General features: G+C 64.2%; 26 protein-coding genes. 11 read left to right on the top strand and 15 right to left on the bottom strand.

Going from position 1 to position 23,043, the window contains the following annotated elements; all coding sequences use genetic code 11:
• Positions 1 to 61: 61 nt before the first annotated feature.
• Positions 62 to 442 carry a hypothetical protein gene (locus ABWP22_RS03900; protein ID WP_353198634.1) on the top strand — a complete coding sequence of 127 codons (381 nt, stop codon included), beginning with the start codon at positions 62 to 64 and terminating at the stop codon, positions 440 to 442.
• 82 nt (positions 443 to 524) lie between these two features.
• Here ABWP22_RS03900 and ABWP22_RS03905 read toward each other — a convergent pair whose 3' ends face one another.
• The 12 genes from ABWP22_RS03905 to pnuC all read right to left on the bottom strand — a co-directional run bounded on the left by ABWP22_RS03905 (position 525) and on the right by pnuC (position 11,130).
• The gene (locus ABWP22_RS03905; protein WP_353198635.1) at positions 525 to 1,316 is read right to left on the bottom strand and encodes an enoyl-CoA hydratase/isomerase family protein; all 792 of its coding nucleotides are present in this window, start codon (positions 1,314 to 1,316) and stop codon (positions 525 to 527) included.
• A gap of 177 nt (positions 1,317 to 1,493) precedes the next feature.
• On the bottom strand, positions 1,494 to 2,267 hold the full coding sequence (locus tag ABWP22_RS03910; protein ID WP_353198636.1) for an SDR family NAD(P)-dependent oxidoreductase: 774 nt from the start codon (positions 2,265 to 2,267) through the stop codon (positions 1,494 to 1,496).
• 83 nt (positions 2,268 to 2,350) lie between these two features.
• Positions 2,351 to 3,727, bottom strand: a complete 1,377-nt coding sequence (locus ABWP22_RS03915) for a class II 3-deoxy-7-phosphoheptulonate synthase (protein WP_353198637.1) — start codon at positions 3,725 to 3,727, stop codon at positions 2,351 to 2,353.
• Positions 3,728 to 3,777: 50 nt separating this feature from the next.
• Positions 3,778 to 5,142 (bottom strand): 8'-apo-carotenoid 13,14-cleaving dioxygenase, encoded by a 1,365-nt coding sequence (locus ABWP22_RS03920; protein ID WP_353198638.1) that lies wholly within the window; start codon positions 5,140 to 5,142, stop codon positions 3,778 to 3,780.
• Positions 5,143 to 5,389: 247 nt separating this feature from the next.
• The gene (gene gorA / locus ABWP22_RS03925) at positions 5,390 to 6,733 is read right to left on the bottom strand and encodes a glutathione-disulfide reductase (RefSeq protein WP_353198639.1); all 1,344 of its coding nucleotides are present in this window, start codon (positions 6,731 to 6,733) and stop codon (positions 5,390 to 5,392) included.
• Between the two features lie 83 nt (positions 6,734 to 6,816).
• Entirely contained in the window at positions 6,817 to 6,966 is a 150-nt protein-coding gene (locus ABWP22_RS03930; protein ID WP_353198640.1) for a hypothetical protein, read from the bottom strand.
• Positions 6,967 to 7,008: 42 nt separating this feature from the next.
• Positions 7,009 to 7,485 (bottom strand): GNAT family N-acetyltransferase, encoded by a 477-nt coding sequence (locus tag ABWP22_RS03935; protein ID WP_353198641.1) that lies wholly within the window; start codon positions 7,483 to 7,485, stop codon positions 7,009 to 7,011.
• A gap of 3 nt (positions 7,486 to 7,488) precedes the next feature.
• Positions 7,489 to 7,860 carry a thermonuclease family protein gene (locus tag ABWP22_RS03940; protein ID WP_353198642.1) on the bottom strand — a complete coding sequence of 124 codons (372 nt, stop codon included), beginning with the start codon at positions 7,858 to 7,860 and terminating at the stop codon, positions 7,489 to 7,491.
• A 117-nt stretch (positions 7,861 to 7,977) separates the two neighbouring features.
• Positions 7,978 to 9,267, bottom strand: coding sequence for an adenylosuccinate synthase (locus ABWP22_RS03945; RefSeq protein ID WP_353198643.1), 1,290 nt, complete (start codon positions 9,265 to 9,267; stop codon positions 7,978 to 7,980).
• Between the two features lie 68 nt (positions 9,268 to 9,335).
• On the bottom strand, positions 9,336 to 10,037 hold the full coding sequence (locus ABWP22_RS03950; RefSeq protein ID WP_353198644.1) for an SDR family NAD(P)-dependent oxidoreductase: 702 nt from the start codon (positions 10,035 to 10,037) through the stop codon (positions 9,336 to 9,338).
• An 8-nt stretch (positions 10,038 to 10,045) separates the two neighbouring features.
• Positions 10,046 to 10,576, bottom strand: a complete 531-nt coding sequence (locus tag ABWP22_RS03955) for an AAA family ATPase (protein WP_353198645.1) — start codon at positions 10,574 to 10,576, stop codon at positions 10,046 to 10,048.
• Positions 10,576 to 11,130 carry a nicotinamide riboside transporter PnuC gene (gene pnuC, locus ABWP22_RS03960; RefSeq protein WP_353198646.1) on the bottom strand — a complete coding sequence of 185 codons (555 nt, stop codon included), beginning with the start codon at positions 11,128 to 11,130 and terminating at the stop codon, positions 10,576 to 10,578. The genes ABWP22_RS03955 and pnuC overlap by 1 nt, the downstream gene beginning before the upstream one ends.
• Before the next feature lie 123 nt (positions 11,131 to 11,253).
• Here pnuC and ABWP22_RS03965 point away from each other — a divergent pair, with 123 nt between their 5' ends.
• Genes ABWP22_RS03965 through ABWP22_RS03975 form a run of 3 tightly spaced genes read left to right on the top strand, consistent with a single transcriptional unit; the run spans position 11,254 to position 13,123 of the window.
• Complete coding sequence (locus tag ABWP22_RS03965) at positions 11,254 to 11,772, top strand: GNAT family N-acetyltransferase (protein WP_353198647.1); 519 nt, start codon at positions 11,254 to 11,256, stop codon at positions 11,770 to 11,772.
• Positions 11,772 to 12,752, top strand: a complete 981-nt coding sequence (locus tag ABWP22_RS03970) for a phosphotransferase family protein (protein ID WP_353198648.1) — start codon at positions 11,772 to 11,774, stop codon at positions 12,750 to 12,752. The genes ABWP22_RS03965 and ABWP22_RS03970 overlap by 1 nt, the downstream gene beginning before the upstream one ends.
• Positions 12,752 to 13,123 carry a DUF6285 domain-containing protein gene (locus ABWP22_RS03975; protein WP_353198649.1) on the top strand — a complete coding sequence of 124 codons (372 nt, stop codon included), beginning with the start codon at positions 12,752 to 12,754 and terminating at the stop codon, positions 13,121 to 13,123. Before ABWP22_RS03970 ends, ABWP22_RS03975 begins: the two co-directional genes overlap by 1 nt.
• On the opposite strand, the gene ABWP22_RS03980 is transcribed toward ABWP22_RS03975, so the two are convergent.
• The 3 genes from ABWP22_RS03980 to ABWP22_RS03990 are packed head-to-tail and all read right to left on the bottom strand — an operon-like array spanning position 13,092 to position 15,765.
• Positions 13,092 to 14,078, bottom strand: a complete 987-nt coding sequence (locus ABWP22_RS03980; protein WP_353198650.1) for a proline iminopeptidase-family hydrolase — start codon at positions 14,076 to 14,078, stop codon at positions 13,092 to 13,094. The genes ABWP22_RS03975 and ABWP22_RS03980 overlap by 32 nt on opposite strands.
• The gene (locus tag ABWP22_RS03985; protein WP_353198651.1) at positions 14,078 to 14,527 is read right to left on the bottom strand and encodes a cupin domain-containing protein; all 450 of its coding nucleotides are present in this window, start codon (positions 14,525 to 14,527) and stop codon (positions 14,078 to 14,080) included. Before ABWP22_RS03985 ends, ABWP22_RS03980 begins: the two co-directional genes overlap by 1 nt.
• Positions 14,527 to 15,765, bottom strand: coding sequence for a cytochrome P450 (locus ABWP22_RS03990; protein WP_353198652.1), 1,239 nt, complete (start codon positions 15,763 to 15,765; stop codon positions 14,527 to 14,529). The genes ABWP22_RS03985 and ABWP22_RS03990 overlap by 1 nt, the downstream gene beginning before the upstream one ends.
• An 86-nt stretch (positions 15,766 to 15,851) precedes the next feature.
• Between ABWP22_RS03990 and ABWP22_RS03995 the strand changes: the two genes are divergently transcribed.
• From ABWP22_RS03995 to ABWP22_RS04025, 7 genes are all read left to right on the top strand, one after another.
• The gene (locus tag ABWP22_RS03995; protein WP_353198653.1) at positions 15,852 to 16,289 is read left to right on the top strand and encodes a hypothetical protein; all 438 of its coding nucleotides are present in this window, start codon (positions 15,852 to 15,854) and stop codon (positions 16,287 to 16,289) included.
• A gap of 123 nt (positions 16,290 to 16,412) precedes the next feature.
• Positions 16,413 to 16,823: a succinate dehydrogenase, cytochrome b556 subunit gene (gene sdhC, locus ABWP22_RS04000; protein WP_353198654.1), complete on the top strand. Its 411-nt coding sequence runs from the start codon at positions 16,413 to 16,415 to the stop codon at positions 16,821 to 16,823.
• A 2-nt stretch (positions 16,824 to 16,825) separates the two neighbouring features.
• Complete coding sequence (gene sdhD / locus ABWP22_RS04005) at positions 16,826 to 17,212, top strand: succinate dehydrogenase, hydrophobic membrane anchor protein (protein WP_353198655.1); 387 nt, start codon at positions 16,826 to 16,828, stop codon at positions 17,210 to 17,212.
• A gap of 17 nt (positions 17,213 to 17,229) precedes the next feature.
• Complete coding sequence (gene sdhA, locus ABWP22_RS04010; RefSeq protein ID WP_353198656.1) at positions 17,230 to 19,017, top strand: succinate dehydrogenase flavoprotein subunit; 1,788 nt, start codon at positions 17,230 to 17,232, stop codon at positions 19,015 to 19,017.
• 117 nt (positions 19,018 to 19,134) lie between these two features.
• On the top strand, positions 19,135 to 19,920 hold the full coding sequence (locus ABWP22_RS04015; RefSeq protein ID WP_353198657.1) for a succinate dehydrogenase iron-sulfur subunit: 786 nt from the start codon (positions 19,135 to 19,137) through the stop codon (positions 19,918 to 19,920).
• A 126-nt stretch (positions 19,921 to 20,046) separates the two neighbouring features.
• Entirely contained in the window at positions 20,047 to 21,684 is a 1,638-nt protein-coding gene (locus tag ABWP22_RS04020) for an O-antigen ligase family protein (protein ID WP_353198658.1), read from the top strand.
• 101 nt (positions 21,685 to 21,785) lie between these two features.
• Entirely contained in the window at positions 21,786 to 23,027 is a 1,242-nt protein-coding gene (locus ABWP22_RS04025) for an oligosaccharide flippase family protein (RefSeq protein ID WP_353198659.1), read from the top strand.
• The last annotated feature ends 16 nt before the right edge of the window (positions 23,028 to 23,043 follow it).

Here is a 23,043-nt window from a genome sequence, read left to right on the forward strand (position 1 = left end):
TTACACCCGCGACCTCGTGTCGGCGGGGCAGGGCTGCACTGCATCTGCTAGAGCCATTGCCATGCGCTGCCTGCCGTTCCTCGCCCTCATCCCGCTTGCCGCCTGCACGGGCGAACTGGCGCCGGAACAGGTCGCCGCGCAGCGTGCCGAGGCGCTGGTGCAGGGCACCGGCCGGCCCCAGGCGCTGCTGCTGGGGCCGGTGATGGGGCTTGATGCGCGCAGCCAGGCTGGGGTGTGCGGGCTGATCGAAACGCCGAACGGCCCGGTGCGCGTGGTGGTCGATCTGGCCGCCGCGACCGTACGGGTGGGCGTGCCCGCCACCCAAGGCGGCCACCGCGGCGATCTGGGCGAAAGCCGTTTCTGCAGCGAGGCCGCGCGGGCGCGGTGGGATCAGGTCAAACGGGTCGATCCGGTCGGTCTGATGGCGCGGGTGACGGGTTAGACGCGATTGCGTTTTGACCTTTGCACTTTGGCTCCCCGCAAGGGGGAGGGACTTGGACGTTTCAGCAGTATCGCACTCGGTTCTAAGCACCGTAATTCGGCGCGCGCTTCTCCAGAAACGCGGCCAGGCCTTCCTTGAAATCGTCGCTGGCCGCGCACATCAACTGGTTGCGATTTTCCAGTGCGATGGCGGCTTCCAGGCTGGGCGCATCGATGGCGAAGTTCAGGCCTTCCTTGGTCATGCGCAGGCCGATGGGCGAGGTGGCCAGCAGCTCGGCGACCAGCGCTTCGCCGGCGGCTTCCAGTTCGGCATCGGGCACCACCTGGCTGACCAGGCCGGTGGCCAGCGCGCGCGGCGCCGCGATGAAGCGGCCGGTCATCATCAATTCGGCCGCCAGCGAAGCGCCGACCAGACGCGGCAGGAAATAGCTGGTGCCCATGTCGCAACTCGAAAGCCCCAGCTTGATGAAGGCGGCATTCATGCGGGCCGACTCCGCCGCAATGCGGATGTCACTGGCCAGCGTGAAGGCAAAACCGCCACCGCAGGCGGCACCATGGATCAGGCTGATGATCGGCTGCGGGCAGCGCCGCATCTTTACATACACATCCGCCAGCCAGCCCTGAAAGCCGAAGCCGCCGGCGAATGGCGCTTGCCCGGTGCCACCCTGCGCCTTGATATCGAGCCCGGCGCAAAACGCCCGGCCGGCGCCGCGCATCACCACGATGCGCGTGGCTGCGGCATGAGGGAGGCGGCCGAAATAGTCGGACAGATCGGCCACCATCTGGTTGTTGATGCTGTTCAGCGCGTCCGGTCGATTGAGGGTGAGCCAATCGACCGGGCCGCGTTGCTCGATGTGGATGGTTTCGTAGGTCATGACGCAGAGGATGGCACGCTGCGACGCTTGGCCGAATGCTTTGAATGGGGAGGATCGGACGAAGGCGTTTCCACCCCCAGCCCCTCCCGCAAGCGGGAGGGGAGCCGTTCCGTTCTCGCACAACATGCTCCCCTCCCGCTTGCGGGAGGGGCTGGGGGTGGGTGGGTCAAGGACAAATCATCGATTCGATTGCCCGTCATCGATCTTGATCACCGTACCGGTCACCGCCTCACCGGCTGGCGCGACCAGATACAGCAGCGTCGAATCCATCATTGCCGGGTCGCCCAAGCGCTTGCGGCGGAAGCTTTGCGTGATGTCGCCCATGCGCGCCAGCATGCCGTCCATCATCTCGCTGGCAAAGGCGCCCGGCGCGATGGCGTTGACGTTGATCGGATAACGCGCCCATTCGACGGCGAGCACTTCGGTCATCCGCACCACCGCCGCCTTGGTCATGCTGTAGAGCGCCGCGCCATGGCCGCCATATTCGAACGCCGCCATCGATGCGATGTTGACGATGCGCAAGCCGCCGCCATCGGCGATGCGCCGCGCCGCCAGGCTGGTGGAAAGCAGCCACGGCGCGTGCACGTTCACCGCCATCACCTGGTTGAACAATTCGGGCGGCAATTTGTGCGCCCGCGCTGCATCGGGAATGCCGGCATTGTTGATCAGGATCGATACCGGTCCCATGGCACCCTCAACCCGCTCGGCCAGCGCCAGGCATTGCGCCTGATCGGCGACATCGACGGCAAAGGCCTGCGCGCGGCCGCCGGCCGCGGTGATCTCGGCGACCAGCGCGTCGAGCTTGTCCACGCGGCGCGCGCACAGCGCCACCTGCGCGCCCGAAGCGCTGAGCACGCGGGCAAAGCGCGCCCCCAGGCCGGACGATGCGCCGGTGATGATGGCAATCTGGCCGGTCAGATCGTGGCCGGCGTTGGGGAGGGGATAGGTCATGCGGCCAGTGTGGCGCGGATGCCGGCCGCCTTGTATTGCCAGAAGTGACGGGCTGGCCTCAGGCCGCCGCGTTCTGAACGCGTTCAGGCCGCCGCGCTGTGCGCCAGGGCTTCGCGTTCGGCTTTCAGCGCCTCGGCGATCAGGAAGGCCATTTCCAGGCTCTGGCTGGCATTCAAGCGCGGATCGCACTGGGTTTGATAACGGGCGCCCAGGCCTTCATCGGAAATGGCGATGGCGCCGCCGGTGCATTCGGTGACATCCTGGCCTGTCATTTCCAGATGGATGCCGCCGGCGTGGGTGCCTTCGGCGCGGTGGATGGCGAAAAAGCTCTTCACCTCCGAAAGGATGCGATCGAAGGGCCGGGTTTTCAGCCCGCCAGCGGCCTTGATCGTGTTGCCGTGCATCGGATCACAGCTCCAAAGCACGTGCCGGCCTTCGCGTTTCACGGCGCGGATCAGGCGGGGCAGATGCTGATCCACCTTGTCATGGCCAAAGCGCGCGATCAGCGTCAGCCGGCCGGGGGTGTTTCCGGGGTTCAAGGTGTCGCACAGGCGGATCAGATCGTCCGCCTCCAGTGACGGCCCGCATTTCAGGCCGAGCGGATTGCCGACGCCGCGCAGGAATTCCACATGCGCACTGCCGGCGAACCGCGTGCGATCGCCGATCCACAGCATGTGCGCCGAAGTATCGTACCAATCATTGGTCAAACTGTCCTGCCGGGTCATCGCCTCTTCATAGCCGAGCAGCAGCGCTTCGTGGCTGGTGAAGAAACTGGTGCCCTGCATTTGCGGCACGGTTTCCGGCGACAGACCGATGGCGGCCATGAAATCCAGCGCTTCGCCAATGCGATCAGCCAGTTGCGCATATTGATCAGCCCAGGGGCTGCGTGCCGCGAAATCCAGGTTCCATTTGTGGACTTGGTGCAGATTGGCATAGCCGCCGCTGGCAAAGGCGCGCAGCAGGTTCAATGTGGCGGCCGATTGCATATAGCCGCGGATCATGCGCTGCGGATTGGGCACGCGCGCTTCCGGGGTGAATTCATTGTCGTTGACATTGTCGCCGCGATAGCTGGGCAGCGACACGCCGTTGATTTCTTCAAAGTCTCCGGATCGCGGCTTGGCGAACTGTCCCGCCATGCGGCCGACCTTCACGATCGGCATCTTGCTGGCGAAGGTCATCACCACCGCCATCTGCAACAGCACGCGGAACGTGTCGCGGATGGTGTTGGGGTGGAATTCGGCAAAGCTTTCGGCACAATCGCCGCCCTGCAGCAAGAAGGCGTTGCCGGCAGCGGCATCGGCCAACTTGCCGGTCAGGTCCCGCGCTTCACCGGCAAACACCAGCGGCGGATAGGACCGCAACTCGGTTTCCACGGCGTGCAGCGCCGCAGCGTCAGGGTAGGTGGGCAACTGCCGGGCTTCGGCGGCGCGCCAACTGGCGGGGGTCCAAGTCTTGGTCATGACGGACGTGCTTTGCGTTGGTTGCGGTTCCGATGCAAGTCCCGGGCGCGTCAGACCGTGGCGATCCAGTTGCCGTGAAAGCCGAGCGGGACACGTTGCGGCAGGGCGACGCGGGCGATTGCCGGTGCGGCGAGATCGTGCGCATCGAGCACAACAAGATCGGTTGTATCGGCCTGTGGGTCGACCACATAGCCCATCAACCAGCCGTCATCCTCAGCCGCATCGGCGGCGCGCTGCACGAACACAAATTCGCCCGGCACGCGGCCATCGTCGAAATGATGGACGGTGCGCCCGCCGGTCTCCAGATCGTGGCGGATAACCCCTGACGGGCTGCCGGACGGGTCGCCGGCAAGGGTCACGGCATAGGCGTAGCGATAGGGCTTGCCCGTCAACCGTTCATCGAAGCGGGGGAATTCCTGCGGGGTGGTGTCGATGACGCGGCGCTCGACACGGCGGGTCGCCGGGTCGCAGGTCCAGCGTTCGAAGGTGAGCACGGAATCCTCGGGTCCGGTGGGATGATCATTGTCGAAGATCCGATCATGCGCCGCCACATCGATGACGACGCGGCCATCGGGCAGATCATAGGCGTTGCAGGGGTGAAAAACCTGCGCCGGTTCGACATCGCACCAGATGATTTCGTCTGCGCTGCCCTCGCGCGGCAGCAAGCCGACGCGGGCCGGATGATCCTTGTTCCAGCAGTAGGGAAAGCCCACGCCGGCGCGCGCCGCCGGCATTGAAAACGTGACCGGCAGATCGAGGATGATAACGAAGCGCGCGGTCAGGGCGCAATCATGGATCATTGGGCCATCGGTTACAGGAACGGGCAGTTCACGCCGCACCCGGCCATCGGAACCGACGACGACATGACGAATGAAGGCCCTGTTGCCGCCGTTGTAGCAAATGGCGTGGAGCTCGCCGCTGTCAGGGTCGCGATGGGGATGCGCCGAAAAGCCGCCGAGCTGCAGCGTGCCATCGAGATTGCTGTGCGCCACGGTGCCCAGCAGGCTGTCGAGTTCGACCGGGAAGCCCCCAGCTTCGACAAGCGCCAGCAGCTTGCCGGCATGGCCAATGATGTTGGTGTTCACGGTGTCGCTGCGCTCATCACGCGGACCGGGGGCCGCGGCTTCGCCAAGCGCGGCACTGACCCGGTGCGATCGGACGAAGCGGTTGCGATACCACAAGGCCTTGCCGCCCTGCAGTCGGACGCCGTGCACCATGCCGTCGCCCGCAAACCAATGATAGAAGCGCGGGTCGGGCGGCGTTGCCGGATTGGGACCGATCCGCACATACAGGCCATCGAGCGCCGCGGGCAGCGTACCGGTGACGCGCAGCGAATCAACGGTCAATTCGTTGGCCACCGGTGCGTAAGCGCCTTCAAGGAAGGGATTGGTTTCGATCTTCACCTGGCTGGCCATGACATGATCTCCTGTACAGAAGTTTGCTGCTTCAGGGTGGCCCGGTCAAGCGAGCGTCGACTGCAGTTTGATTGAAGCGCCCTGGCTCCCTCCCTTCAAGGGAGGGCGACTCGGCGCCAGCCGAGCGGGGTGGGTGATCCCGTCTGTGGCCACATGTTTCACCCACCCCGGGCCTCGCCTGCGGCTCGTCTCTCGCCCTCCCTTGAAGGGAGGGAACTTGCTTGCTCCAACTTGAACTGGCTCGACCCTAGCGCATCAGCACCAATTCTTCGCTCATCGTCGGGTGCAGCGCCATCGTGTCGTCGAACTGCGCCTTGGTCAGACCGGCCTTCACCGCGATGGCCACGGCCTGCAGGATTTCCGGTGCGTCGGGACCGATCATGTGGGCGCCGACCACCTTGTCGGTGCTGGCGTCCACGATCAACTTATAGAGCGCGCGTTCGTTGCGGCCGGCCAGAACATTGCGCATCGGACGGAAATCGGACGTGAAAACCCGCACTTCACCATGCGCGTCGCGGGCCTGGGCTTCGGTCAGGCCGACGCTGCCAAGCGGCGGGTTTGAGAAGACCGCCGAGGGAATCGCAGTGTAATCGACGCGCCATGGCTTGCCGCCGAACTGGCTGTCGGCAAAGCTGTGGCCTTCGCGGATGGCAACGGGCGTCAATTGCACCCGGTCGGTCACGTCGCCGACCGCGAAGATGCTGGGCACGTTGGTGCGATTTTCGGTGTCCACGGCGATGGCGCCCTTGCTGTCGAGCATGACGCCAGCGGCATCAAGGCCAAGGCCTTCGATGTTGGGCACCCGGCCCAGCGCCCACATCAGTACATCGGTGTCGAGCGTCTTGCCGTCGGTGAAGTGGATGCGCAGACTGCCATCATCCAGCTTTTCAACGCGTTCCAGCCGGCAGTTGAGTTTGAAATTCAGGCCCTTGGCGATGCTGATCTGCAACAGCCGGTCGGCCAGCGCTGGCTCCCAGCCGCGCAGGATGGTCTCGCTGCGGTTGATGAGCGTCACGTCGCTGCCGAACTCGTGGAACACGCCGGCAAATTCGGTGGCGATATAGCCGGCCCCGGCAATGACCATGCGCTTGGGCAGTTCGGGCAGATGGAACACCTCGTTCGATGTGATGCCATGTTCGGCGCCGGGCAGTTCGGGTATATAGGGCCGCGCGCCGCTGGCGATCAGGATGGTCTTGGCGCTGTGGCGCGTGCCATCCACCTCCACCGTATGGGCATCGATGATCTGCGCATGGCCGTGTAAGGTGGTGACCCGGTTGTTGTCCAGCGTGGTCTGGTAAAGGCCGTTCAGGCGATCGACTTCGGCCAGCACATTGTCGCGCAGCGTCACCCAATCAAAGCTGCGCGCGGTGATATTCCAGCCGAAGCGCCGTGCATCTTCCAGATCCTCGGCGAAATGCGATCCATAGACCAGCAGCTTCTTGGGTACGCAGCCGCGGATCACGCAGGTGCCGCCGACGCGATGTTCTTCGGCCACGGCCACGCGTGCGCCATGCCCGGCGGCGATGCGGCTGGCGCGCACCCCGCCGGACCCGGCGCCGATGACGAACAGATCGAAATCAAAATCGCTCATGCGTATCTCCTGAGCGGATCGTTACGGCAGAGCCGTGCGCTGCACCAATCAATTTGGCTGGTCAGGCTGAATGATCGCACCGATCAGCCGGTCAGCCCCCACCAGAGGCGGCCCAGCCGCGCGCCGGCCTGCAGCCCGGTGATGACGAACAGTGGTTGCTTGAAACCATCGTTCGAGGATTTGTGGCGCAGCCATGCCGCCGGGCTGCACAAAGGCCAGGGGGCTGTGATCATGGCCGGCAATTTGGCTTCGCCGCCAAGCGAAGCCATGCCGGGTCAGTCAAGCGCGAGGCCCCAACAGATCAACGCGCCATCCTCATGATCGATGCGGGTGGCGGTGCGCGTGAAGCCGGATTGTTCGAGCACCCGTTGCGACGGCAGATTGTCCAAGGCAGTTTCGGCGGCGACCCGGCTGACCCGCAGGTCATGGCGCGCCCATTCGGCCACCGCCTGTACGCCGGCGCTGGCGTGCCCGTGGCGGCGGCGGCTGGCGGCGATGCCATAGCCGATGTGGATTGTCCCGGCGTCCGGTGGCGCCACCAGCGAGCACAGGCCGACGATTTCGGCATCGTGCACGATCAACCAGGCCGCGGGCGCGAACTGTGGGCGGATCGTTGCGGCGAGATCGCGCAGCATGGCCAGCGCTTCGGGGGATTCGATGCCGCCATCGGCCACGCCGAGGCCCGGCAGCGGCGTGCCGGCGATCAGCGCGGCGAAATGCAGGTCGTCGGCGGTGATGATGCGAACGGCCACGGTTCAGCCGCGCCGGCAGTTCAGCGCGCCATAGCGCGGCACGGCCTGGCGCGCTGCGATCATCGCACAGCCGATGTTGACGCCATCGGCCGTGCAATTGACGACGCGACGGCCATAGCTATCGACGTCCAGCGTTTCGCACCGGACGGCACGGCCGCGGGTGAGGCGCCTGAGATAATCGCGGGCCGCAAAGGGATCGCCGCGCACGCAGCGGCGGCCGGGTTTGCAGGCGCCGGGCATTTCCGGCGCATCGATGCCGTACAGGCGCATCGATCCGGGCACGTTCCGGCACCGGACATTGTCGCCATCATGGTGAGAGGGCGCCGCGCACAGGAAGCTGGCGGCGCTGGCCAGGGCGAGGAACGGCAGGGGCATGTGCGGAAATGTACCGGAAATGTTCCGGTTGGCAAGGGGTGAGGTCGGCTGACGTGCAACCCCTCACCCCGCTCGCCTTCGGCAAGCCGCCCTCTCCCGCAATCGGAGAGCGACTTGTCAGTCGCGGAACGGGTCTTTCACCAGGATGATGTCGTCGCGTTCGGGCGAGGTGCTGACCAACGCCACCGGGCATTCGGTCAATTCCTCGATGCGGCGGATATATTTGATCGCCTGGGCGGGCAGTTGCGCCCAGCTGCGCGCCCCGGCGGTGGATTCGCTCCAGCCTTCGAAACGTTCATAGATCGGCTCGACACGGGCCTGGTCGGACGGGTGCGCGGGCAGGTGATCGAGCACGGCGCCGTCCAGCCGATAACCGGTGCAGATCAGCACTTCATCAAAGCCGTCGAGCACGTCGAGCTTGGTGAGCGCCATGCCGGTGATGCCACCCACCGCCATCGCCTGGCGCACCAGCACCGCATCGAACCAGCCGCAGCGGCGCTTGCGCCCGGTGACCGTGCCGAATTCATGGCCGCGCTGCCCAAGCTTCTCGCCGGCGTCATTGTCCTGCTCGGTGGGGAAAGGGCCGGAACCGACGCGGGTGGTATAGGCCTTGACGATGCCGAGCACATAGCCGGTGGCATCCGGCCCCATGCCGCTGCCCGCCGCGGCCTGGCCAGCGACGACATTGGATGAGGTAACGAACGGCCAGGTGCCATGATCGACATCGAGCAGCACGCCCTGCGCGCCTTCGAACAGGATGCGGTCGCGACGCCAGCGCGCATCGCGCAGCCGTTTCCAGGTCGGCTGAATGAACGGCAGCACGGACGGCGCGACTTCGGCCAATTGCGCGCGCAGTTCATCGGCATCGACCGGCGCGACGCCGAACCCGGCGCGCAGCGCATTGTGGTGGGCAAGCAGGCGCTCAAGCTGCGGCGCGAGTTCATCGAGATGCGCCAGATCGATGACCCGCAGCGCGCGGCGGCCGACCTTGTCTTCATAGGCCGGGCCGATGCCGCGCCGCGTGGTGCCGATCTTGCCGGCGCCCATGGCATCTTCGCGCAAGGCATCGAGATCGCGGTGCAGCGGCAGGATCAGCGGGCAGGTTTCCGAAACGGCCAGATTGTCCGGCGTGATCGACACGCCCATGCCGCTGATGCGTGCCACTTCATCGCGGAAATGCCAGGGATCGAACACCACGCCATTGCCAATGATGGAAAGCGTGCCGCGCACGATGCCCGATGGCAGCAGCGAGAGTTTATACACCTGGTTGCCGACCACCAGCGTGTGGCCGGCGTTGTGGCCACCCTGGAAACGCACCACCACATCGGCGCGCGCCGACAGCCAATCGACTATCTTGCCTTTGCCTTCATCGCCCCATTGGGCGCCGATCACGGTGACGTTGGGCATTGCAGCCTTTCAGATGATACGCGGGCGGCGATTAGGCCCTGAACGGACAAGCGTCAACGCCAGCCCCCTCACCTGACGTAGCTGGCGCCGTTGATGTCGAGCGTTGCCCCGGTCAGGCTGGCCGGAGCGTCGGTGGCCAGCCAGCGGATGGTTTCGGCGACTTCCGCCGCATCGGCCACCCGGCCCAGCGGGATATCGGCCAGCAACTTGTCGCCGCCGCGGCTGGCCAGATATTCTTCCGCCATGCCGGTCATGGTGAAGCCCGGCGTGATGGCGAAGGCCAAGATGCCTTGGGCGGCATAGCCCCGGGCGATCGTCTTGGTCATGGCCAGCACGCCGCCCTTGGCCGCCGCATAATGCCAATGCTTCGGCGAATCGCCGCGATGGCCGGCGCGGCTGGCGACGTTGATGATGCGACCACCACCGTTTTGCTGAAAGTGCAGGACGGCATGGCGGCACAGATCGGCGGCGCTTTGCAGGTTGATGGCGAGACTGCGCGCCCATGTGGCGGCAAAGCCATCTGCGTCGGCCGGATCAGCCGCCTCGAACACGCCGGCATTGTTGACCAGCACATCGATGCGGCCATCGGCCTGTGCCAATGCGGCCTGCCACAGGGCATCGGCGGCTTGGGGTTGCGCGAAATCGGCGGCGATCAGTCCGCCGCCGCCGGCCGTGGATTGGCCGATCACCTGGTGGCCGGCCGTGATGAGGGCATGATGTGCGGCTGCGCCGATGCCGCGTGATGCGCCGGTGAGAAGGATGGTCGCCATGGCGGTGCCTATGGAGTGGCGCTGCCGGCTTTGTCCAGCCGGTGCGTGATGGCGGAGCTTGCAGACGTGCGACGCTGCTGCCAATCGCCTTCGATCAGCACGGCATCCAGCCCACGCGCCGCCAGCTCATCCTCGATTGCAGATTGGAAGGCCAAGCGATCCTGGCCGACGAATTGGCGCGTGCCATCGTCCACCCACGGCGTGTCCGGCGCGAACAGCAGGTGCAGATCGGCGCGCGCCGGGATGGCGGAGATTTCCGGATCGCGGCGCCCATGCAGCATGCGGAACCAGGCGGCGGTGATCACCACATCCGTATCCTCGATCAGCAGCAACGGGCGGGTTGCGCGCAATCGGCCGAGCCGGGCGGCATGTTCGCGGGCGATGTGGCGCAGCGCTTCCGGCGTGAAATCGGTGCCGATCGTTTCGGCATATTCACGGCCATATTCGGGCAGCATCACGCCGCCCATCCTGGGTGCCAGCCGCGCCGCCAGCGTTGATTTTCCGGTCGATTCAACCCCCAGAAAGGCGACGTGAAGCATCAGACCGGCAACGCCCGGCGCCATTCCCGCCAGCTGTAAAATGCGATGGCCAGGAACAGCCCATAGAGCCCGGCCGTCACCCACAAGGCCTGACCGGCATAAAGCGCCACCGAAACGATGTTGATGCCCACCCACAGCGGCCAGCATTCGACCATGCGCAAATTGGTGAGCGCCTGCGCGACCAGCGACCAGGCCGCGACGCTGCCATCGGATATCGGGGCGGCCGCGTCGGTCTGGCGCAGCAGCAGCGCGAAGGCCACTGACAGCACGGCACCCAGGCCGATCACCAGCGGCCAGCGCCCGGTGGGCAGGCGGCGCACGGGCACGCCATCGTCACCTCCGCGGGCCCGGCGCCACGCCCACAGGCCGTGGAACTGCGCAGCGAAAAAGAAGATCTGCAGGCCTGCCACGGCGTACAGGCGGGTCTGAAAGAACAGCACCGCAAAGATCGCCACCATCACCATGCCGCACGGATAGTTCCACGCCGAACGCCGCGCCAGCAGCAGCAGATTGGCCAGCCCGAAGGCCGAGGCGAGCAGTTCCCACGGGTTCATGGCGCGTGATCAAGCATGGCTTGCCGGCAGACACAACTGGCGCTCGTGGCTGCAGCCCCTGCTTGCAGGAACCGCCCGGCAAGTGGCAGAGGATATGCTTTGCAATCGGAAGCACATGCCGCCATGGCCGACTGGGATATCACGAGCGATCGCCTGCTCATCCGCCCGATGCAGGTGGAGGAGGCGTCGGACTGGCACCGCATCCGCGCCAGCGCGCCCTTCGATCCGCTGACCCGCAGCGTGGAGGAAAGCGTCGCGTTGATTGGCGCCATGCAGCGCCGGGTGGCTCCCGATTCCGATGGCTGGCAACAATTTTCCGTTCTGGGCAGGGAAGGCCACATGTTGGGAGACCTGGGCATCCGCTTTTCGCCGCCGTGGAACGCCACGTGTGAAATCGGCTTTGCCGTCGATCCGCGCGAGCGCGGCAAGGGCATCTGTTCCGAAGCGGTGGAGGCCATGGTCAAGCGGCTGTTTCATCGCGGCCGGCGGCGGGTGGTTGCAGTGACCGATATGCGCAACCGTCCGGCGCAGCGCGTGCTGGAACGCAACTGGTTCCGGCTGGAAGGGCGGTTTGTCGAAAGCTGGCGCGATGGCGATTTCTGGCATGACGAATTGTCGTATGCGCGGCTGGTCAGCGATTGATGGCGGTTGTTGATCCCCAAGCGGTTGCGGCGCTGATCGATGCGCCGGTCACGCGGGCGGAGGCACTGTCGGGCGGGGCGTCCTCCGCCACTTATGCGGTCGATGCGCTGCATCGCGATGGCGCGCCTTGGCCGCTGATCCTGCAATGTGCAGCTACCGGCAGCGTGCCCGAAGGCGGGCTGCCGCGCGCCGATCAGGCCCGATTGCAGCAACTGGCCTTCGCCGCCGGGCTGCCAGTGGCCGAGGTGGTGCGGGTGCTGGAACCGGGCGATGGCCTGGGCGAAGGCTTCATCATGGCGCGGCTGCCCGGTGAGGCGCTGGCGTCGAAATGGCTGAAATTGCCGGACTATGCCCCGGCGCGCGCGGTGCTGACCCGGCAATGTGCCGAAGTGCTGGCCCGGTTGCATCAACTGCCGGTCAGCGCCGCCGCCGGGCTGGCGCTGCCAACCGCCAGCACCGCCGACGCGCTGGCGCGGATGTTTGCCAATTACCGGCGCTTCGGCGTGGATTCGCCGGTGTTCGATCTGGCCTTCGCCTGGCTGAAGGAGCGGGTGAGCGACCGGCCGGCGACGACGATTGTCCATGGCGATTTCCGGTCCGGCAATTTCCTGGTGGCGCCGGACGGCCTGGTGGCGGTGCTGGATTGGGAACTGGCGCATCTGGGCGACGGGCACGAGGATCTGGGCTGGCTGTGCTGCAATTCGTGGCGGTTCGGTGTGTGGCAGAACCCGGTCGGCGGCTTCGGCCAGCGCGAGGAACTTTATGCCGCCTATGAAGCGGCCGGCGGCGGGCCGGTGGACCGCGACCGCGCCGCACTGTGGGAGGTGTGGGGCACGTTGAAATGGGGCATGGCGTGCCTGCAACTCGGCGATGACCATGTCTCGGGCCGGCTGAAGTCGGTGGAACGCGCGGCGATCGGCCGGCGGGTGTCGGAGGTCGAGCTCGATCTGATGCATCTGCTGAAATTCGGGGGCATCTGATGGCCGAGCAGATTGAGGCACAGACGCTGATCGAGGCGGTGGCCGGATTCCTGGCCGAGCTGGAAGGCGAATTGTCGGGCCGCCGTGCTTTTCATGCCAAGGTGGCGCAGAACGCGCTGGCCATCGTGGCGCGCGAACTGGCGCAGGCACCGCAGGCGACGGAGCAGGCGCTGCTGGCCGGCGTGATGGTCGCGGATGGCGATCTGGATGGCCTGCGCGCCGGCCTGTGTGCCGATTTGCGCAGCGGCGTAAAGCATGCCGACACGCCGGGGCTGGTCGATGCGCTGCTGGCCGTGGCGCTGGCCAAGTGCGCGGTCGACAATCCGCGCTATGCGACCTTCAAGCGTCTTGCCGCGCCAGCCACGTCCTGAGCAGCGCCAGATACCAGCCGGGATTGTCGAGCATGATGCTGTGCGCCGCGTCGGGTGCCACCGCCATCATCGCGCTGGCGGCACCGGCAAAGCGGGTGATGGTTTCGGGGCGGGCTTCGTCATGTTGCCCGGCGACGAACAATGTGCGGCGTCCATCCAGTTTCGGGAGCAGCGACCGGCCATCGTAGCTTTTCAGCGTGCCGGTGCTGGTGAATTCGGCGCGGCCCCACATATGGTTGTAAAGATTGGCGGCGAACGGCACCGGCAGCGCATCGCGATAGGCGGCAAAGGCCGGCGGCGGGATGACGCGGCGCACATGGCGGGCATAAAAGGCGTCGGTGGCAGCGTCGCAGGCCTTCTGCGGCACGACGCCGGGCGTGTCGCAGCGATCGAGTAGATCACGCACGTCGGCAGGCATGCCGGCCTTGAGTTGCGCGGCGTCCTTCAACCAGAGGTCGGTGGCGACCAGCGGCGATTGCAGCACCAGTCCGGCCAGCGCGGCGGGCCGGGATGCGCCATATTCCAGCGCCAGCGTGCCACCCCAACTGCCACCGAGCACATGCCAGCGCGCGATGCCGAAATGCGCGCGGATCGCCTCGATCTCTGCCAGAAAGCGCGGCACCGTCCAGTTGGCCGGATCGCCGGGCCGGTCGGAGCGGCCGCAATCGAGCTGGTCATACAGGATCACCGCGCGATCATCGGCGAGCGCGGTGGCATTCAGCCAGCCCCAGTGCGAACTGCCCGGCCCGCCGTGGATGAACAGGATCGGCGGTTTGCCGCTCAGCGCGCCGTTGATACGCACATAGATGCGCCCGCCGGGCACCGGCACCATGGCTTCGCGGTCGGGCACCAGCCGGACACCAGGCGCGGTCGCCCCTTGCGGCATCGATTGCGCCGCGGCCGGCCTGGGCAACAGGCTGGCCAGGCCCGCAGCCATCACATCGCGCCGGGTCATCACCGGGCCGCGTCCGATTTGCGGCGAAAGCCGGTGGGATCAAGATGCATGTCGATATCCGGATAATGGCATTGATCGATCGCTTCGTGATCAGTGCCGATGGCAAGGAATACGCACGGCTGTGTCGAACGGTTTTGCAGATGATGGCCATTGGGGGCGCCGGCCGGAAAGCAGGCGACATCGCCGGGGCACAATGTGGTTTCGCTGTCGTCCTCCACCAGCACGGCTTCGCCCGCCAGCATCACTACCATCTCATCCTCGTGGCTGTGCCAATGGCGCTGGCTCGACCAGGCCCCCGGCGCCAACGTCACCAGATTGGCACCGAACTGGCTGAGCCCGCCCGCAGCGCCAAGCGCCTGCCACGCCCGCCCGGCCATCACCGCGCCGTGGGGCGGCAGGTAATTGGAACCGGTGCGAACGGGCAGGGTGGTGGCGTCAATCTTCGGCATCAACGCCGTTCAAGCACAACCGGCAGCTTGCGGAAACCATGCACGAAGCTTTGCCCGACATATTCGGCCGGCCCGGTCTGGCGCGGGAACAGGCCGCGGGCGAGCAGTTCCTCGAACAGCACGGCAATCTGCAACTCTGCCAGCCGCGCGCCGACACAGCGGTGTACGCCAAAGCCGAAGGACAGATGCCGGCGGGCGTTGGCGCGGCAGATATCGAATCGCTCGGCATCGGGGAACACGTCTTCGTCGCGATTGCCGCTGATGTACCACAGCACGATCTTGTCGCCGGCCTTCACCGGAACGCCGGCTATGTCGGCATCCTGAACCGCAGTGCGGCGCATGTGGGCGAGCGGCGTCTGCCAGCGCAGCACTTCGGAAATGGCATTGGAGATCAGGCTGGGGTCGGCCTGCAATTTCGCCCATTCGCCGTCGTAGCGGTTGAAGGCTTCGACCAGGCCGGACATCGAATTGCGCGTGGTATCGTTGCCGCCAACAATCAGCAGGATGTAATTGCCGGTGCGTTCCTGGAACGGCATGTCGCCCATGGCGCCGCTGTGTGCCATGGCGCTGATCAGATCGCCGCTGGGTGGCCGGGCCTTGCGTTCCGCCATCAGCGCGTCAAGCGCGTGGGTCATGTCGATCAGATGCTGCTGACGGATATCCTTGGTGGCCGGGTTGACCGCCGCTTCGATATCACCGCCCCAATCCGACCACAGGGTCAGGTCGCGGCGCTTGGCCCATGGGTAATCGAACAGGATCGCCAGCATGCCGGTGGTCAGTTCGATGGAGACGCGGTCAACCCAATCAAATTCTTCACCAATTGGAAGCCCGTCGAGCAATTCCTTGGTGCGGGCGCGTACTTCGACCGACATGCGGGCGATTTCGGACGGGCCGAAGGCGGGTGCCACCACACGGCGCTGATCGCTATGGCGCGGCCGGTCCATGGCGATGAATTGCGGCAGATTATACTCGCCCAGCAGATCGACGACGGTGATGCCGCCGAATTCATGGCTGCTGGAGAAAATATCGGGCCGGGCCTCCACCGCCATGATGTCGGCATGGCGGTTCACCGACCAGAACGGGCCGAACGGGCTGTTCGGCTGGTGGTGCACTGGCGCTTCGGCGCGCAGGCGATCAAACACCGGCCGCCAGCTATCATTGGCATAGAGGGTGGCGTCGGACGGGTCGATTGCGGACAGCGGCACATCCAGGCCGAACGCAGGTGCGATTGTTGCCATGTGATCCTCCCCTTTTTTGCTGCCGCCATTCGGCGGTCATTCATGCGATGCTATCAAGCATTCCGGTTCTGGCAAAGGGTTCTTCCATGGCGATTCCCGCATTGGGCAATGTCGATACCAGCATCGATCCGACCCGCGATCAGGTGCGGACCTTGCGCGATTCCGGTCGCGATGGCCCGGTGGTGATGCTGAACCTGCTGAAGTTTCGCGGCGTGGCCAATTATCCGCCCGAACTGGGATTGCCGGCGTGCAGCGGGGTGGACGCCTATGCCCGCTATCAGCATGCCTTCACCATCGCGGTGGGCGATATCAGCCAGGCCGAAGTGATCTATGATGGCCCGTGCGAACAGGTCTTCATCGGCCAGGCCGGCACGGCGGAGGCGGATTGGGACAAGGTGCTGATCGTGCGCTACCCGTCGCGGCAGCATTTCCTGAACATGATGGCCGATGGCGGCTATCGCGATGCGCTGGTGCATCGCTATGCCGGGCTGGAACGCACGGTCTTGATCCAATGCGGGCGTTGAACGGCCGCATGGCCCAACCGTTTTTGGCAGGCGTCGTGTCGCGGCTGTTGCACCGCAGCGCCAGCAGAGTATGAACGGCAAACAACATGCGCCACCGGTTTCGGGTCGGCGCGAGGGGGTATAATGGCTTCTCGTCCGATTGCGCCGCCGCCAAGGCCTTTGTCGCCGCACCTGACCATCTGGAAATGGCGGGTGCACATGGCGGTTTCGATCCTGAACCGCGTCACCGGCCATGCGCTGGCCTTTGGGGCCGTACTGATCTTTGCCTGGTGGCTGGCGGCGCTGGCCAGCGGGCCGGAGTATTTCCGTTTCTTCCAATCGATCGTGGTGTCGCCGTTTGGTGCGCTGGTCGGCATCGGCCTCACCTGGGCGATGTTCATGCACATGGGCATGGGCATCCGCCACTTCATCATGGATGCCGGCGAAGGCTTTGATCTGGTCACCTCGCGCCGCACGGCCTGGGCGGCGATCATCTTTGGCGTGATTGCCACGGCGCTGCTGTGGGGCATCATCCTGCTGGGCAAGGGGCTGTAACCATGGGCAATGGTACGCAATTGGGCAAGGTGCGCGGCCTGGGCGCCGCGGGTGGCGGCATCGTCCATCACTGGTGGGTGCAGCGCGTGACAGCGGTGGCCAATTTGTTCCTGGTGCTGTGGTTCGTCCTCAGCCTGGTCCGGCTGCCCAGCCTTGATTACGGCAGCACCATCCTGTGGCTGCGCCAGCCGCTGGTGGCGGTCCCGATGTGCCTTCTGATCGTCACGGTGTTCTGGCATTTCCGGCTGGGCGTGCAGGTCATGCTGGAAGATTATCTGCATGGGTCAAAGCGCGTCATCGCCATGCTGGCGCTGAATTTCTACACATTCGCCCTCGCAGCCCTCGCACTGTTTTCAGTGCTGAAGGTGGCGCTGGGCACTGCTGCCTGAGACGATGGGAAATACACGTGGCTGAAGCCTATCAGATCATCGATCATGTTTATGATGCTGTCGTGGTGGGGGCCGGCGGCTCCGGCCTGCGCGCGGCGATGGGCATTGCCGAGGCCGGCCTGAAAACCGCCTGCATCACCAAGGTGTTCCCCACCCGCAGCCACACGGTCGCGGCACAGGGCGGCATTGCCGCCGCGCTGGGCAACATGGGTCCGGATCACTGGACCTGGCACATGTATGATACGGTGAAGGGCAGCGACTGGCTCGGCGATCAGGACGCCATCGAGTATCTCTGCAAGGAAGCGCCCGCCGCAGTTTATGAGCTGGAGCATTTCGGCGTGCCGTTCAGCCGCACTGAGGCGGGGCGCATCTATCAGCGGCCGTTCGGTGGCATGATGCAGAACATGGGCAATGGCCCGCCGGCCCAGCGCACCTGCGCCGCCGCAGATCGCACCGGCCACGCCATGCTGCACGCGCTCTATCAACAGAGCCTGAAGTACAGCACGGATTTCTACATCGAATATTTCGCCATCGATCTGATCATGGTGAATGGCGAGTGCAAGGGCGTGATCGCCATCAACATGGAAGATGGCAGCATCCACCGCTTCCGCAGCCACCAGACAGTGCTGGCCACCGGCGGTTATGGCCGCTGCTATTTCTCGGCGACCTCGGCCCACACCTCCACCGGTGACGGCGGCGGCATGGCGATCCGCGCCGGCGTGGCCATGCAGGACATGGAATTCGTGCAGTTCCACCCCACCGGCATCTATGGCGCCGGCGTGCTGATCACCGAAGGCGCGCGCGGGGAGGGCGGTTATCTGACCAACTCGGCCGGCGAACGCTTCATGGAACGTTACGCACCGTCGGCCAAGGATCTGGCGTCGCGCGACGTGGTCAGCCGTTCGATGGCGATGGAAATTCGCCAGGGCCGCGGCGTCGGTGCCGAAGGCGACCATATCCACCTGCATTTGAACCACATCGATCCGGCCGTGCTGCACCAGCGCCTGCCGGGCATTTCGGAAACCGCCAAGGTGTTTGCCGGCGTCGATGTGACCAAGGCGCCGATCCCGGTGGTGCCGACGGTGCATTACAACATGGGCGGCATCCCGACCAATTATCACGGCGAAGTCGTCACCCTGAAGGATGGCAACCCCGACAGTGTGGTACCCGGCCTGTTCGCTGTCGGCGAAGCCGCCTGCGTGTCGGTGCACGGCGCCAACCGCCTGGGTTCGAACAGTCTGATCGATCTCGTCGTGTTCGGCCGCGCCACTGCGCACCGCGTGGCGGCGATCCAGACGGCCAACGCCGCGCACCAGGCGCTGCCCAAGGACAACGCCGATTTCGCGCTGGGCCGCCTCGACGGCTTCCGCAATGCCAAGGGCGGCAGCAGTACCGCCGAAGTGCGCCTGGCCATGCAGAAGACGATGCAGGCCAACGCCGGCGTGTTCCGCACCAGCGAAATCCTGGATGAAGGCGTGCGCAAGATCGACGCCGTCTATCAACGCATGGCCGATATCGGCACCACCGATCGTTCGATGGTGTTCAACACCGATCTGATCGAGACGCTGGAGCTCGACAACATGATCGGCCAGGCCGTGCTGACCGTGCACATGGCGCAAGCCCGCCACGAAAGCCGCGGCGCCCACATGCACGAGGATTTCCCCACCCGCGATGACGACAACTGGATGGTGCACTCGCTGGGCTGGTTCCGCGATGGATCAGTGGAACTGGCGGCGCGGCCGGTGCACACCTACACGCTGTCGGACGATATCGAGTATATCAAGCCGAAGGCGCGGACCTATTGATGACAAACATCGAGCCAAGGCAGCAAATCAATCAGCTTTCCCGGAAGCTTGAGACGCAAGACCAAGTCGTTCGTGAGTTGGGACGCAATGGCATGATTGTGAATAAGGCTCTTCTAGATGGCTGAATTTTCTCTCCCCCCGAACAGCGTCATCAAGGGTGGCGGCAAGTCCTATCCGGCGCCGGCAGGGGCGGCGCGGACCAAGAGTTTCAAGATCTATCGCTGGAACCCGGATGATGGGCAAAATCCGCGCTATGACAGCTACAGCCTCGATCTCGATGCCACCGGGCCGATGGTGCTGGATGCGCTGATCAAGATCAAGAATGAGGTGGACGCCACGCTCACCTTCCGCCGGTCGTGCCGGGAAGGCATTTGCGGGTCGTGCTCGATGAACATCGATGGCACCAACACGCTGGCCTGCACCATGCCGATTGCCGATGTGAAGGGGGAGGTGGTGATCACGCCGCTGCCGCACATGGAGGTCATCAAGGACCTGGTGCCGGACTTCAAGCATTTCTACGCCCAATATGCCTCGATCAAGCCGTGGTTGCAGACCGTGACCGCTGCCCCTTCGGGCGAGGAGCGCGTGCAGAGCCCGGAGCAGCGCGAGCAACTGGATGGCCTGTATGAATGCATCCTGTGCGCCTGCTGCTCGACCGCCTGCCCATCCTATTGGTGGAACAGCGACAAGTTCCTTGGCCCCGCCATCTTGCTGCAGGCCTATCGCTGGCTGGCCGACAGCCGCGATGAGATGACCGGGGAGCGTCTGGACGCGCTGGAGGACCCGTTCCGTGTCTATCGCTGTCACACCATCATGAACTGCGCCAATGTCTGCCCCAAGGGCCTCAATCCCGCCAAGGCGATCGCCGAGATCAAGCTGATGATGCTGGAAAGGGCTGGGTGACGCTGCCGGCTGCGCATGGGGTGCTATGCGCTGTATCTTGCAGCGCAGCATCAGCCTTGATATGGGCAATTGCGCGGGCATGCAGCCGTTAATTGGCAGGTGTTTCGGTGGTGGAAGGGTGACGACGTGAATTCGACTCTGACCACGAGATCGGCCTTGATGCGGCAAGGGCAACGTATCCTGCCCGAATATTCCAGTGTGGAACATCAACGCTGGTGGCTGGCGGCCAAGGTGTTCGCGGTTGCCTCGCTGGTGTTTTTCTCCATGTTCATTGGCTTGTTGACGGCGGCCGGCGGCGTCAAGGCCATCGGATTCATGGCCGTACCGCTTGCGGCGCTGTTTGGCCTGGTGTTGTGGCTGTTGCCCGATGTCGATCGGGTCAGCAATCCACCGATCTACAAGCTTTCTGTCGCCTATTTGGTTGCGACAGTGGCATGGCCAAATTACATCGCCCTGGCATTGCCCGGATTGCCATGGATCACCCCGTCACGGCTTATTCTGGGTGCTCTGCTGGTTATCATGGTTTTGCATTTTGCCCAGCATGCCGATAGTCGCCGAACTGTTGCCAATATCATTGGATACGACAAGATCGCGCTGGGTCTGTACGCCCTGTATTTGGCGACGGTGGTGTGGACCTTGCCATTGGCCGAGCATCCGGTGGAAACCGTGCGCTATGCCGTCCTGCAAGAGGTGTTGTATCTGACCCCGATGATTGCCGTTGCGTGGGCTTTGGCCGATATGCGGCGACTGAAGCCGATGATGGTGGCCCTCAGTTTGACGTGCATCTTCACGATGTTGGTATCGGTGCTGGAGAACTGGATGCAACAACCGCCCTGGTTGAACATCATTCCATCCTTCTTGCGCGTGGATCCCATGCTGCTGGAGACTTATCTTGGGTCTCAGGCGCGGGTGGGTGACGGTCGCTACCGTATTCGATCCACCTTTGGCATCGTCATCTTTTATTCGCAGTATCTCTGTTTGGTCGTGCCGTTGTTGTTCGAAGAAATCCGCCGGATGCGCGGAACGAAAATTGTTGTTGGCGTTTTATTGGTTGCGCTTGTTTTGCAGACCGTATGGTTTTCAAACAGCCGAACGTCCACCTTGGCATTGCTGATCCCGTTCTTTGGCGGTGCAGCCCTGTATGGTCTTCGCCTGATCGCGTACCGTCGCGGCGGTGATCCGTTCAAGTCGCTGGTTGTGCTGGTTTTCGTGATCGGCGCAGTGGTCGCTCTGGTCGGTGCCATTGCCAGCAGCCACAGACTGCAAATGTATACCATTGGCGGCAAGCAGCATGCTGGCAGCGATGAAGTGCGCGAAGAGCAATGGTCCAATGCCAGAAGCCAGATTGTAAAAAATCCAGTCGGGGCTGGTGCCGGCAATAGCGGACCTTTGGTGGGCAAACTCAGCCCTCAGGGTGTTTACATCATCGACAGCCTCTACATCAATTATCTCGTCGATTTCGGACCGTTGGGTTTTCTCGGCTTTTTTGGCTGCCTGGCCAGATTGTCGTGGCTTGGTGTCATGACCTATCTTCGCGCCGAGGATGAGACGGATGAACTGGCCGGACCGCTGGCGTTGGGGCTTATCAGCTTCATAATTGCGGCTTACGTTATCAGTAATACCGACAATAACTTCATCGCCATGGCCTTTGGCGCGTTTATCCTGGCCCTGTATCGACGCCAGGAAATGCGCAGGGCCACCGTCATTGCAAGAGGCGGGCCCGTCAGCACGTCATCGGCAGTGGTCCTCGCTGCCCGCACTTGAAATGTCCACTGGATTGCAAGTTGGTGTGTGGGCTACCATCTCACATGGATCGGTAGCCTCGCATGTTTGCTAAGTCCCTGAAGCGTCTGACATCGCCGCGCATGCTCCGTGATCTCTCGACGTACGGGATCAAATTCTTCAACATCATTGCCGCGTTCGTGGTCACGTTGCTGCTGGCGCGATCGGGGGGACCAGCCGTACTCGGCAGCTATGCATTGGTCATTCAAACCGTTCAATTGCTCACGGTTGTTGCGGTGTTCGGAATGGATCAGATCCTCATCCGGGAAGTCGCAAGTCGGATACGAACGAGTGAATTTGGTGAGGCCGCGGCCCATGTAAGGGCACATCTGCGTTTTGTTTGGCCTATCGTGGCTGGGGTCGTCGCCATATCGGCGATTGCGACGTTTGCATTCACCAATTTTGGACATCCATTGGCGGATACTGCGACGCTGTTGGTGGCGTGTGGCTTTCTGGTGATCAACGCCGTGTATATCCTTGGGTTGGCCTTGATGCGCAGCCTGGGGAACCAATTGCGCGCTCAGATTTTTGATGGCCTGCATAGTTGGCCACTGGCAATCCTGTTGGGCGTGGCCGTGCTTGCAGGTTGGCACCCGAACTCGGCCGAGGCGCTTTTGCTGGCGAGCCTGTGCCTGATGGCGACAGTGGGAATCATGGTGGTGATGTTGCTGCGGGCCGTTCGGCGTTGGGGTCCACCCAGCAGCATTCCTGTTGCCAGTGGCTTTGGGGTCGGCGCGCCGTTCATGGCCATCTCCTTGCTGATTGCGTTTTCGAACTGGTGGCCGTTGTTTCTTGTCGGTGTTGCAGGCTCCGTCGCCGATGCAGGACAATTGCGCATCGCGTTTCAGCTTGCCATGCCGATCACGGTCATCCTGGCGACAACCTCGACATTTCTGGCACCCGCCATGGCCGGTGACTTCCGCCTGGGCCGCAAGGATCTGGTGCGGGACCGCTTTCGGCGGGCGGCACTTCAGGCCCTCGTGATCTCCGCCCCGCTTGTGCTGCCACTGCTGATCTGGCCAGAGATCATATTGCGAACATTGTTCGGGGCAGAATTCGCCGCCGGCGCGGATAGCCTGCGTGCGATTGTTGCCGGGCAGGCGCTTGTCATGGTGATCGGCGGGCCATCGGGGGCCATTCTGATCATGGCTGGCAGCGAACGGCTGTCCCTATGGTTTACCGTGGGAAGCGCGTTGTTGCTGTTGATTCTTTCGGCATTGCTGCTGCCACGGTGCGGCGCATTCGGGATGGCACTGGCCTTTGCCATCAGCGAGGTTGGTCGCGCAATCGCGATCAGAACGACCGCCGAGCGATTGATGAAATGACACGATTTACATGCGA

This window comes from Sandarakinorhabdus sp. (assembly GCF_040398665.1).
Classification (GTDB): domain Bacteria; phylum Pseudomonadota; class Alphaproteobacteria; order Sphingomonadales; family Sphingomonadaceae; genus Sandarakinorhabdus.